The organism is Leucobacter sp. Psy1 (genome assembly GCF_020096995.1).
In the GTDB taxonomy this organism is placed as follows: domain Bacteria; phylum Actinomycetota; class Actinomycetes; order Actinomycetales; family Microbacteriaceae; genus Leucobacter.
The window spans coordinates 1247353-1259553 of sequence record NZ_CP083692.1 but is presented as its reverse complement, the minus strand read 5'-3'; the positions used below and the strand labels follow the sequence as shown (position 1 = coordinate 1259553).

General features: G+C 69.7%; 12 protein-coding genes and 1 riboswitch. Of the genes, 1 reads left to right on the top strand and 11 read right to left on the bottom strand.

The genetic code is table 11. From position 1 onward, the window contains the following. Window positions 1-142: 142 nt before the first annotated feature. Entirely contained in the window at window positions 143-1171 is a 1029-nt protein-coding gene (locus K8P10_RS05960; protein ID WP_224780885.1) for an agmatine/peptidylarginine deiminase, read from the top strand. 25 nt (window positions 1172-1196) lie between these two features. On the opposite strand, the gene K8P10_RS05955 is transcribed toward K8P10_RS05960, so the two are convergent. The 11 genes from K8P10_RS05955 to K8P10_RS05905 form a co-directional block, all read right to left on the bottom strand. Further along, complete coding sequence (locus K8P10_RS05955; RefSeq protein ID WP_224780884.1) at window positions 1197-1700, bottom strand: metallophosphoesterase; 504 nt, start codon at window positions 1698-1700, stop codon at window positions 1197-1199. 2 nt (window positions 1701-1702) lie between these two features. Further along, complete coding sequence (locus tag K8P10_RS05950; protein ID WP_224780883.1) at window positions 1703-2803, bottom strand: ABC transporter ATP-binding protein; 1101 nt, start codon at window positions 2801-2803, stop codon at window positions 1703-1705. Window positions 2804-2936: 133 nt separating this feature from the next. Further along, a complete protein-coding gene (locus tag K8P10_RS05945; protein ID WP_224780882.1) occupies window positions 2937-3287 on the bottom strand; it encodes a hypothetical protein in 351 nt (116 codons plus the stop codon). 65 nt (window positions 3288-3352) lie between these two features. Then, window positions 3353-4780: an ABC transporter permease gene (locus K8P10_RS05940; protein ID WP_224780881.1), complete on the bottom strand. Its 1428-nt coding sequence runs from the start codon at window positions 4778-4780 to the stop codon at window positions 3353-3355. Then, window positions 4777-5541, bottom strand: coding sequence for an ABC transporter ATP-binding protein (locus K8P10_RS05935; protein WP_224780880.1), 765 nt, complete (start codon window positions 5539-5541; stop codon window positions 4777-4779). The genes K8P10_RS05940 and K8P10_RS05935 overlap by 4 nt, the downstream gene beginning before the upstream one ends. Before the next feature lie 136 nt (window positions 5542-5677). Beyond that, a complete protein-coding gene (gene purH, locus K8P10_RS05930) occupies window positions 5678-7351 on the bottom strand; it encodes a bifunctional phosphoribosylaminoimidazolecarboxamide formyltransferase/IMP cyclohydrolase (RefSeq protein ID WP_224780879.1) in 1674 nt (557 codons plus the stop codon). An 8-nt stretch (window positions 7352-7359) separates the two neighbouring features. Beyond that, window positions 7360-7980: a phosphoribosylglycinamide formyltransferase gene (gene purN, locus K8P10_RS05925; protein WP_224780878.1), complete on the bottom strand. Its 621-nt coding sequence runs from the start codon at window positions 7978-7980 to the stop codon at window positions 7360-7362. A 49-nt stretch (window positions 7981-8029) separates the two neighbouring features. Then, window positions 8030-8617, bottom strand: coding sequence for a hypothetical protein (locus tag K8P10_RS05920; protein WP_224780877.1), 588 nt, complete (start codon window positions 8615-8617; stop codon window positions 8030-8032). Next, a complete protein-coding gene (locus tag K8P10_RS05915; RefSeq protein ID WP_370631977.1) occupies window positions 8614-9357 on the bottom strand; it encodes an ABC transporter ATP-binding protein in 744 nt (247 codons plus the stop codon). Before K8P10_RS05915 ends, K8P10_RS05920 begins: the two co-directional genes overlap by 4 nt. Continuing rightward, window positions 9351-11009: an iron ABC transporter permease gene (locus K8P10_RS05910; RefSeq protein ID WP_224780876.1), complete on the bottom strand. Its 1659-nt coding sequence runs from the start codon at window positions 11007-11009 to the stop codon at window positions 9351-9353. Before K8P10_RS05910 ends, K8P10_RS05915 begins: the two co-directional genes overlap by 7 nt. Beyond that, on the bottom strand, window positions 11009-12097 hold the full coding sequence (locus K8P10_RS05905) for a thiamine ABC transporter substrate binding subunit (RefSeq protein WP_224780875.1): 1089 nt from the start codon (window positions 12095-12097) through the stop codon (window positions 11009-11011). The genes K8P10_RS05910 and K8P10_RS05905 overlap by 1 nt, the downstream gene beginning before the upstream one ends. After that, a riboswitch (TPP riboswitch) is annotated at window positions 12091-12200 on the bottom strand. Its footprint overlaps the gene before it by 7 nt. Between the last annotated feature and the right edge of the window lies 1 nt (window position 12201).

The following is a 12201-nucleotide window of genomic DNA, read 5'->3' as shown; positions in this document are numbered from 1 at the left end:
TTATATTCAGATGAATATATTCTACGCCGTCACCGCAGATAGTTCAAACTTCAAGTCCCGCTGCACTCGGAATTGCGCGAACGGGGTACGCTCGGAGGAGCGCGACGCGCCATCCGCGTCACCCACCGAAGGAGAGGGACCCGTGACCACCTGGCAGATGCCCATCGAGGGACACGAGCAGTCACGTCTGTGGCTGGCGTGGCCGACCACCGGATACACGCTCGGCGACACCGAGGCGGAGGCTGAAGAGGCACGCCGCACCTGGTCAGCCGTCGCGAATGCCGCGAGTGAGTTCCAGCCGGTCACGGTCGTCGTGCACCCGGGCGACGAGCCGGTGGCACGCCGGTACCTCTCGAGCTCCATCGAACTCCTGACGGCTCCCCTGAACGACGCGTGGATGCGCGACATCGGACCGAGCTTCGTGATCGGTGACGACGGCCGTCTCGGTGCCGTGAACTTCGTCTTCAACGGCTGGGGCGGCCAGGACTGGGCGCAGTGGGACCACGACCAGCACATCGGCCGCATCGTCGCGGAAGCCGCTGGAGCGGAGCGCATCGACTCCGAGATGGTCAACGAGGGCGGCGGCATCCAGGTCGACGGCACCGGCCGCGTCGTGCTCACGGAGACCGTGCAGCGCGATCCCGGCCGCAATCCCGGTTGGACCCGCGAGCAGGTCGAGGCCGAGTTGCACCGGACCATCGGCACGACGAGCGCGCTGTGGCTCCCCCGCGGGCTGACGCGCGACCACGACACTTTCGGCACGCGCGGCCACTCGGACATTCTCGCCGCATTCCCGACGCCGAACGTGCTCCTCATGCACCGGCAGGATGCCGAGAGCCACCCCGACCACGTCATCGCCAGGACGAACCGCGATGTCGCGGAGCAGTGGGTGGACGCGACGAGCGCCGGCGTCGAGATCCTCGATCTTCCGGCCCCGTCGGTGCTCCGCGACGACGAGGGGTTCGTCGACTACAGCTACATCAACCACGTCGTCATCAACGGCGCGGTGCTCGCCTGTTCGTTCGACGACCCGGCCGACGACCACGCACTCGGCGTGCTGCGCGACGTCTACCCGGGCCGTGAGGTGATCGGCATCGATGCCCGCCCGCTCTTCGCGCGCGGCGGCGGCATCCACTGCATCACGCAGCAGCAGCCGAAGACCGCGAGCTGATCCGACGGCGCCGGTGCCGGGCCCGCTATCGGGGCACCGGCACCAGCGTCACGTCGCGAATCTCGCGACCGTCGACCTCGGCCGTCATGAAGGTGCAGACGGGCTGCCGACGCCGATCCGTAGGCGAGCCCGGATTGAGCAGGCGCATGCCGTTCGGCGCGGTCGAGTCCCACGGGATGTGGCTGTGACCGAACACGAGCACGTCAACATCGGGGAAGGCGGACGCCATCCGCTGCTCGCGCCCCTGTTTCGCACCCGTCTCGTGGATCATCGCCCAGCGCTGTCCCTCGATCTCGAGCGAGGCGACCTCAGATAGTCTGGCGTGAAGTTCAGGCCCATCGTTGTTGCCCGCGACGCCGACGAGACGCCGCGATCGGGCCTCGAACGCGTCGAGCGTCGCCTCGTCCATCCAGTCTCCCGCGTGCAGCACGATGTCAGCCGCCTCGACCGCCTCCCAGAGCGCCTCGGGAAGCACCTTCGCCCGCTTGGGCAGGTGGGTGTCTGCGACAATGACTAGCTGGGTGGGCATCCCTAGCGCTTCGCCTCCGGCGTGCCGATCCGCTCCCCCGATTCGACATCGAAGAGGTGCACACGCGGCGTCAGCGGGAGCACCGTCACCTCGTCCCCGGCGTCGGGATGATCACGTCCGTCGACCCGGACAACGAGCGGCGTCTCCTCGCCGGTGAGGTCCACATCCGCGAAGAGGTAGCCGTCCGCGCCGAGCTCTTCCACGAGGGTCGCCGTGATCGAGATCCCCTCGCCCCCCGGCCCGGAAACAGTGAAGTCCTCTGGACGAACGCCGACCGTCACGCGGTCGCCGCCGATCGCCTCGCGCACTTCAGGTGCGAGCGGCACGCGGGCGTTGCCGAACACGAGGCCGGCGTCATCCACGGTCGCGGTGAACAGGTTCATCGCCGGGCTGCCGATGAACCCCGCGACGAACGTGTTGACGGGATGGTCCAGGAGTTCGCGCGGTGTACCCACCTGCTGCAGGACGCCGAGTTTCATGACCGCGATCCGATCGCCCATCGTGAGCGCTTCGGTCTGGTCGTGGGTCACGTAGACCGTCGTAATGCCGAGCTCGCGCTGCAGTGAGGCGATCCAGGTGCGAGTCTGCACGCGGAGCTTCGCATCGAGGTTCGACAGCGGCTCATCCATAAGGAAGACTCGGGGCTCGCGCACGATCGCTCGGCCCATCGCGACACGCTGCCGCTGCCCGCCGGAGAGCGCCTTCGGCTTCCGGTCGAGGTACTCGGTGAGTCCGAGCTGCTCGCCGACCTCCTCGACGCGCTTCCGTCGATCCTCCTTGCCGACTCCGGCAATCTTGAGCGCGAAGCCCATGTTCTCCGCCACCGTCATGTGCGGGTAGAGCGCGTAGTTCTGAAAGACCATCGCGATGTCGCGATCTTTCGGAGAGACATGGGTCATGTCCTCGTCTCCGATGAGGATCCGCCCGCTCGTGACTTCTTCGAGCCCCGCCAGCATGCGGAGGGCGGTGGACTTGCCGCACCCGGACGGTCCGACGAGGACGAGGAACTCGCCGTCGCCGATCGTGAGGTCGAGGTCGGTCACCGCTGGGCGTTCAGTGCCCGGGTAGTGCAGGGTCGTGCTGTCGTAAATGACGCTCGCCATTGAGGTATTCCCTTCTTTCACCGGCAGGTACGTGCCGGACGATCCTTCGTGAAAGTGAAGTGCCAGACTGATCTGACGCGATCAGTCTGGCACATTCTTCACCGGATCGCGAGGGATCCGTTTCCGCTGCGATTCACCAGAGCACGGCGAGCGCGACATTCACCGCAGAGAGACCGGCGATCGCACCGAGCACCCCGCCCGAGATCTTTTCCTTCTTGCGGTTCACGATCACCAACGCGATGATCGCGATCAGCACGATCAGTTTCACCCCGATCTTCGCGTTGTTCGGCGTGCCACCAAGTGCGTAGACCATGCCGACGAGCGCGAGTCCGGTGACGAGGAGCAGGAGGCTCCCGTGCAGAATCCCCTTGCTCACCTTCGCCGTGCCGAGCTTCACGTTCGGCAGTTGCGCCAGGGCACCGCCCATGACCACGCCGAACCCGATGATGTGCAGGACGACCAGAACACCCTTCAAAATCTCCATGGTGCCAGCGTAGCGATACATCGGTAACGAAACGCTGGTCTCGCCGCTCCTCCCCGAGCTGACGCTCAGTCGACGGCGAGCGCTGCCACCGGGGATACCCGCACCGCTCGTCTCGCCGGCGCGACCGCCGCTACCGCAGCGAGCAGGACGCCGAAGGCCACGATGCCGACCAGTATCGGCCACGGGAGCGTCGGGGCGGTCAGTCCGACCTCGAAGCCCATGAGCGACTGCGCTGCCGCCCACCCGTAGAGGGTGCCGAGCAGGAGGCCGAATCCGAGGGCGACGAGGGTCATCTGCGCGCTCTCTACGACCACCATGGCCCGAACCTGTCCGCCGGTGAATCCGAGGGCCCTGAGCAGGCCGAACTCGCGCGTGCGCTGCAACACGCCGAGCGACAGCGTGTTCACCATGCCGACGGCGGCGATGATCGCGGAGAAACCGACGAGGCCGGTGAAGACGGCCGTCGTGACGGCGAGCGTGTCGCTGAGCATCGCCGCCATCTCCGGATCCTCTGCGAAGATCTGCAGCGTCATCTGCTCGTAGGTCGCGAGTGCGACCGCGAACATCGTGACGAGCGTCACGCCGATGACGAGTCCGATGGTGGCGCGCGCACTCCGCTCGGGGAAGCGCACGGCATTGGCCCCCGCGAGCTTGCCGGTCGGCCCGCCCGACAGCGGGATCGCGGCCCAGCGGAGCAGTGGTGGCATGATGACGTGCGCTCCGATGGCGATGCCGGTGAACGACAGGACGCCACCCCAGAACGACACGAACAGCCCGATCGGGTATCGGAGACCGAGGATGACACCACCGGCCAGCAGTGCCGCCCCGATGGCGAGCAGCACGATCGCGCACACGGTGCGTCCCGTGCGCCGCACGGACTCCGCAGGAGCGAGTTCGACGGCGGCACCGGTGGCCGCCACCGGCGAGACGCCGGCGACGCGACGCGACCCCGTCCAGGCGGCGATCCACGTGGTGAGCGCCACGACGCCGACTGCAGCGAAGGCCAGCGGATGGAAGACCGGGTAGTCGCGGCCGGAAGGCAACCATCCGAGTGCGGGCCCCCAGCGCACGATCGCGAGCATCAGCCCGACCGCGAGTGCTCCGCCGAGGAGCGCGCCGACGCAGCCCATGAGCAGGCCCTCCGCCGCCACTCGAGCGCGCACCTGTCGTGCAGTGGCACCGATGAGCCGAGTGAGCGCGATGGTCCGCACGCGCCCCGCGATGATGGTCGCGAACGTGTTCGCCGTGACGATCGCGCCGACGTAGAGCGCGATGAGGATGAAGATGAGCGCCACCAGCATCAGCATGATCCAGAAGGTGCCGCTTGAGGCCACGAGTGCCGGATCGATCGACGCCGTCAGTACCCCGACGCCGAGGATCAGCGTGACGGCGAAGAGACTCGACAGTGCGGCCACCACCACTGTGGCCGCGTGCTCGCGCACCCCGCCCGGCACGGGTCCGGCGGCCCGGACGCCGCCGCCCGCCCGGATCACGCCGTCACCGCCTCGAGGCCGAGCATCATCTCCGAGATCTGCTCAGCGCTCATGGCCACGTGGTCGGCGACGATGCGCCCGTCTGCCAGGAACAGGATGCGGTCCGCGTGACTCGCCGCGATGGGGTCGTGGGTGACCATCGCGATGCTCTGTCCGGATCCGATGACAGCGGAGCGCAGCAGACGCAGCACTTCACGGCTGGTGCGCGAGTCGAGCGCCCCCGTCGGCTCGTCGGCGAAGATGATGTCGGGGCGCGTCGCGAGCGCCCGTGCGATCGCCACGCGCTGCTGTTGACCGCCTGACAGCTGGTGGGGCCGGTGCGCCGTCCGGTCGGCCAGGCCCAGACCGGCGACGAGGGCGTCGATGCGCTCGCGCTCCTCCCGGTTCGGCCCGCGACCGCCCAGCTCGAAGGGCAGCCGCAGGTTGCCGCGGACGTCGAGAGTGGGAACGAGGTTGAACGCCTGGAACACGAAGCCGATGCGTCGCCGACGCAGGCGGGTCAGCTCACGATCCCCGAGGTGGGTGATCTCGTCATCTCCCAACCAGACGCGCCCCTCACTGGCGGAGTCGAGGCCGGCCATGACGTGCATGAGCGTCGACTTGCCCGAGCCCGACGGGCCCATGATGGCGGTGAACTCACCTCGCCTGATCCCGATCGAGACGTCGTCGAGCGCCGTGACCCGGTGGTCGTCGGTGCCGTAGTGCTTGCTGAGGTGGGTGACACGGGCCACGAGGCCCATGCTGCTCGTCTGAATCTCCATGCCATCGACGCTACGGACGGGGCCGGGGTGGCCGCGTCAGACCCGGGTGCCGCTTCGATGGTCCCGGAGTACCGCGAGAGGTGTGGAGGCGGGCGCGCTCCGCACTCCGGCGAGAGCGGAGCGAGCCCTGAGCTCCTCAGTGGGCGAAGTGCCGCTCCCCCGTGAAGTACATGGTGACGCCTGCGGCTTCCGCAGCAGCGACGACCTCCTCGTCGCGCACCGACCCGCCGGGCTGCACGACGGCGCGCACGCCAGCGTCGAGGAGCACCTGCAGGCCGTCGGCGAACGGGAAGAACGCGTCGGACGCCGCGACGGATCCCGCCGCTCGCTCACCGGCGCGGTCGACCGCCAGGCGGCACGAATCGACGCGGTTGACCTGGCCCATGCCCACGCCGACGGAGGCGCCGCCTGCGGTCAGCAGGATCCCGTTCGACTTCACGGCGCGGCACGCGCGCCAGGCGAACTCGAGTTCGGCGAGGGTCTCGGCGTCGGCGGGCGTTCCGGTGGCGAGCGTCCAGCTGTCGGCGGGTGCGAATGACCGGTCGGCGTCCTGCACCAGGAATCCGCCGGAGACCTGGCGCAGTTCCACAGGGTTCTGCGCGAAGTCCGCCGGAAGCGCGATCAGGCGCACGTTCTTCTTCTGGGTGAGGATCTCGAGCGCCTCCGGCTCGAATGCCGGCGCCACGATCACCTCGGTGAAGATGCCGGAGACCGTCTCCGCCATTGCACGGGTCACGGGGCGGTTCGCCGCGATAACGCCTCCGAACGCGGATACGGGATCGCAGGCGTGCGCGAGCTCGTGCGCCGCGGCGATGGGATCGGCCGCGCCCTCGGGTGCGACCGCGATGCCGCACGGATTCGCGTGCTTGATGATCGCGACGGCCGGCCGCTCATGATCGAAGGCGGCGCGGACCGCTGCGTCGGCGTCCACGTAGTTGTTGTAGGACATCGGCTTGCCGTGCAGTTGCGCGGCCTGAGCGATCCCGGAGCCCTCGTTCTCAGTGAAGAGCGCGGCCCGCTGGTGACTGTTCTCGCCGTAGCGGAGCACCGACTCGCGCAGACCGAATACCTCGTATCCGACGTAGCCCTCGACGGTGTCGAAGAGGCTGTCGATCGACGCCTCGGTCGGTCCTCCCGACTGCTCAGCATCGTCCGCTCCGTCCGACTCCTCCCACCCGCGCTCGTCTTGCTCGAGGAACCAGTTGGCGACGGAAGCGTCGTAGTTCGCCGTGTGCACGAAGGCTTCGGTCGCGAGGGATCGGCGGAGCGCGAGCGTGGTGCCACCCGCGCGCACGGCGTCGACGATCTCGGAGTAGCGCCCGGGTGAGACGACGATGGCGGCGTTCGCATGGTTCTTCGCCGTGGCTCTGACCATCGCGGGCCCGCCGATGTCGACGTTCTCGACGATGTCGGCCGCCGGCTTTCCTGCCGCGACCGTCTCGTCGAACGGATACAGGTTCACGACGACGAGCTCGAACGGGGAGAAACCGAGGTCGCTCATCTGCCTGCGGTGGTCCGCGAGCCTCAGGTCGGCGAGCAGCCCGGAGTGGACCGCGGGGTGCAGCGTCTTCACGCGCCCGTCGAGCGCCTCGGCGAACCCGGTGACCTCGGCGACATCGGTCACGGCGTGCCCGGCCTCGCGGATGGTCGCCGCCGTCGAACCCGTCGAGACGATCTCGACGCCGGACTCGGCGAGCGCGCCGGCGAGATCGAGGAGCCCGCTCTTGTCGCTGACGGAGATGAGTGCCCGGCGGACCGGGATCTGGTCGCGATGCTCGTACAGGCTCGGGTCGTGGCTCTGGACTGCCATGTGGCTCCTCAGGGGTGGGGGTACGGGGTGGTGGTGTGCTCGGGTTCGGCGGCGGAGAGCGTCAGTGCCCCCGTGGCGATGTCTCTGACCGTGTCGACGAGGAGCGGCCGCTCGACCCGCTTGATCCGCTCGTGCAGTTCGGACTCGCTCTCCCCCGCCCGGACCGCGACGCGCTCCTGGCGCAGCACGGGCCCGGTATCGACGCCCTCGTCGATGATGTGGACGGTGACCCCCGTCTCCACGGCTCCGGCGGCGAGCGCGTCGCGAACGGCGTGCGCGCCCGGGTAGAGCGGCAGCAGCGCCGGGTGGGTGTTGATGAGACGAGGTGAGAATGCGCGGACGAACCCGGCTGGCAGGATCCGCATGAGACCCGCGCTCACGACGAGCCCGGCGCCCGTGGCGCGGATCCCCTCGGCGAGGGCCTCGCCCCAGGCGTCTCTCGAGGGGAAGTCGCTCGGACGGACGACCGCTGTGGGGACGCCGGCGGCCGCGGCGTGGGCGAGACCAGGGGCGTCGGTGTCGGCGAAGACGGCGACGATGCGCGCCGGGTAATCGGGGTCGGCTGCGGCATCGAGCAGCGCTTTCAGGTTGCTTCCGCCGCCGGAGATGAGAACCGCGAGTGACAGCACCACGACAGTCTACCCCGCCGCGGCCCGTCCTCCCGAGCCGGGAGAAGCGTCAGCGGGACTCGGCGTGGATGATCTCGCGGGCCAGCGCGACAGGGCGCGTGCGGGCGAAGAGGGTGTGCTCCTGCGCCGCCCATGCGTCCCAGTGCGGGCGGAAGGTGTCGCCGTCGCGCGCCAGGGCGCGCTCCCTGCGCTCCTCTGCTGGGCAGTCCACCCAGACGGTGTGCACCGCGCCACCCCCTGTCCCGCGCGCGCGGCGTGCGGCGGCCGCGACGCTGGCGTCCGAGAGCGCACCGCAGCCCTCGATCACGAGCCGTCTCGCGGGGTCGATCTCGATGCGCTCCGTGAAGGCCGCCGCGTGCCAGTCGTAGCGTCTATACGTGCCCGTCTCGATGGCGGTGGCGAGCGACGCCGAGCCCGCTGCGAGACCGTCCCAGCCGGGGTACAGGTCTTCCACGGCGAGGATCGCCGCTCCGAGGAGGCGCGCGAGGCCCGCCGCGAGCGAGGTCTTGCCCGATCCGGATCTGCCGTCGATCATCACGATGCTCGGCGGTCCGGCTTCCGCGGCGCGGAGGCGCCCGTGGACACGATGGGCGAGTCCGAAGAGGTCGGCACCGAGGGGCGCGCCCGGGCGGTTCATCCGTCCCTCCGATCGGGCAGTACGCGGATGTCGGTGGCGCGCGGGGCGTCCAGCAAGCGCCCCTGCTCCATGCGGATCACGCGGTCGGCGATCGTGCTGGCCTCCGATTCGTCGTGGGTGACGAGGATCGCGGTGGTGCCGGTACTCCTGAGCATGCCCGCGAGGTCATCGGCGAGCCGGTCGCGCAGCGCGCGGTCGAGCGCCGAGAGCGGTTCGTCGAGCAGCAGCAGACGCGGCGCCGGCGCCAACGAGCGGGCGAGGGCCACCCGCTGGCGCTCACCGCCGGAAAGCTCGGTGACGGAGCGGTCCCCGGCTCCCGGTAGGCCGACGAGCTCGAGCAGCGACATGACGCGCGCCTCCCGTTCCCGGCGCGGCAGGCGCTGTACGCGCAGGCCGTACGCGATGTTCTCGGCGACGGTGCGGTGGACGAAGAGCTGACCGTCTTGGAAGACCAGGCCGAACCCGCGGCGGTGCGGAGGCACGGATGCCAGGTCGTCCTCCTCCCAGCGCACCGAGCCTGAGTCGAGCGGTTCGAGGCCGGCGATCGCCCGCAGGAGCGTGGACTTGCCGCACCCCGACGGACCGAGCAACCCGACCACCTCGCCGCGGGCGACGCTGAAGGTCGCCCCGTCGACCGCCGCCATCGTCGCCGCTGCCGCAGAACGACGTCGCGCGTCTCCGTACCGCACGGTCACGTCGTCCACCGACAGTCCGGACCCCGCCACCGTTTCGTCTACCATTCGCCACCCCCCGTGTTCGTGCGCCACCGTTCCGCCAGCATCATGATGCCAGCGGTGAGGGCGGCGAGGACGACCGCAGCGGCGAGCGCGGTCCCGTAGCTTCCCATCGCCTGATGTCCGATGAGCTCGGCCACGACGACGGGGAGCGTCTGCGCTCCCGGTCGCACGAGGAACGCCGTCGCACCGAACTCGCCGAGCGACGCCGCGAACGCGAACCCGAGCGCGAGTCCGGCGGAGCGGCCGAGCATGGCGAGATCGATCGTCGCGAGCACGCGCAGCGGAGCGGCGCCGAGCATGGCCGCGGCGTCGCGCTGACGGGGATCGATGCCGCGCAGCACCGGCAGGATCGTGCGCACGACGAGCGGAAGGGCGACGAGCGCCTGCGCGATCGGGATCAGCACGACCGAGGTTCTGAGGTCGAACCCGATGCCCAGCGGCTGGTGCATGGTGAGCAGGAGGCCGAACCCGACCGTCACCGCCGAGACGCCGAGCGGCAGCATGATGAGCGCGTCGAACGCGCCGATGCTCCGACGCAGAGCGCGGGAGCGGGGGCGCCGCGACAGCACGAGGGCGACGAGCGCACCGAGGATGACGGCGATCGCGGTCGCGATGAGCGCGATCCCGATCGAGCGGCACGCCGCCTGGAGGACCGAGCCGATGATCGGGGATTCGGGAGGCGGGTCGACGAGGTTCACATAGTTCTGCACCGAGAACCCGCCGCCCGAGGCTTGGAACGAGCGCGCGACCAGGGTGATGATCGGGAGCCCGTGGAGCAGCAGAACTGTCGCGGCGAAGATCAGGATCACCGGCAGATGCCGTCTGCCCGGCTTGACACCCTCTTCCCGCTCGCTCCGCATCGCCACGGCGCGCTCGCGCTTCCTGCGGAGTCGCGACGAGACGACCAGCGTGAGGATCACGATCGCGAGCTGGGCGAGTGACAGCACGGCGGCGGAGCGCAGGTCGAGGAACTGGACGGTGAGCTGGTAGATCTCCGTCTCGATGTTCGCGAACCGCCGCCCGCCGAGCACGAGCACGATGCCGAACGATGTGGAACAGAACAGGAAGACGAGGGCGGCAGCCGACGCGATCGCCGGCGCGAGCGCCGGCACCGTGATCGTCCAGAACACGCGAACCGGGCCGGCACCGAGCATGCTCGCGGCCTGTGCCGTCCGCGAGTCGAGCTGGGACCAGAACCCTCCGACCGTCCGCATGACGACGGTCACGTTGAAGAACGCGAGCGCCGCGACGATGACGGGGAGTGATCGCTCGAGCCCGGTCCACGAGAGCGGTCCTCCCGCACCGAAGAGCGAGGTGAAGGCGACGCCCACCACGACGGTGGGCAGCACGAACGGCACCGTGAGGAGGCCGCGCAGCGCCACACGCCCCCGGAAGTCCAGTCGGTACAGCACGAAGGCGGCCGGAATGCCGAGCGCGAGCGAGAGCACCGTTGCGAGCCCTGCCTGGGTGACGGTATGACCGATCACCTGCCAGGTGCGCGGGTCCGAGAACACGGCGGGAACCCCGCTCGCATCGAATGCGCCGTCGCTCGTGAACCCGGTCGCGACGAGCGCCGCGACCGGCCAGAGGAAGAAGAGCGCGAGGAAGACGAGCGGCAGCGCGGCGGCGATCCCCCAGGCGAGCCGCCCGCGCATCACCCGGCCGCGGCGCCGGCGACCGCGTCGGCGACGGCCTTCTGCCAGTCCGTGAGCCCCGCGGCGATCTCGTCGCTCGGCAGGTCGTGGGGCTCCTCGGGCAAGGGGGCGAACTGCTCCCACTCCTCGGGCACGGAGGCCTCGGGATCGACCGGGTACATGTACATCGTCTCGGCGATCGTGTCCTGGAACTCGCCCGACAGCAGGTAGTCGACGACCGCCCTGGCACCCTCGGGGTTCTCCGCCCCTTCGAGGACGCCGGCGTACTCGACCTGACTCGAGCAGGTGTCGAGCAGTGCCGCGCTCGTGGAAGACCCGTCGTCGGCGATCGTCGCCGCGGGAGACGAGCTGTAGGAGAGCACGATCGGGCGGGTGCCGCCTTCGCCTCCCTGCGTGAACTGGCCGTAGTAGGCGTCGCTCCACCCCTGCTCGACCCGGGCGCCGTTCTCCACGAGATCGCTCCAGTAGTCTGCGTACGCGTCGGCGCCGAAGTAGGCGACCGTGCCCACGAGGAACGAAGCCCCGGTCGACGACGCTGCGGGATCGAGGATCACCGTGAGTTCGCGGTACTCGGGCTTCAGCAGATCCTCGTAGGTCTCGGGGGCCGCGATCCCCTGGTCAGCGAACCAGACCGGGTCGATGTTGAAGCAGGTTGCGCCCCGGTCGATCGGCACGAGCGCGTCCGACCCGTCAACCGCCAGCGCGGCAGCGTCTTCTGGCAGCCCCTCCGGCACGTAGTCCTCTGCGACATCGGCGTCCACGACTCGCGACGCGAAGATCTGGTCGACGCCGAAGAACGCGTCGCCGAGCGGGGCGCCCTGTGTCAGCACGAGCTGGTTCGCGAGTTCTCCCCCGTCGCCCGACCCGACCACCTCGACGTCGTATCCGGTGGCCGCGCTGGCCGCCTCGGCGAATGCCTCGTTCGGGAATGAGTCGTGCACGATCAGCGTGACAGTGCCGCCAGCGTCGGCGTCGGAGCCGGCATCGGCCGAGCATCCGGCGAGGAGCAGCGCGGCGGCTCCGGTGAGAGCGGCGGTCGTGGTGAGTGCGGCGCGTCGGCGCGGCACGGCGGTGCGCATGGGCATCATCGAGGCTTCCTTCCTCCGCTGGTATGAACCAGATCAGGTTGAACGGTCGAAGCTCGCGAGCTCCCTCTCAGCCCGGCGCGTCCGGACTCCCGTGGATTGCCCCG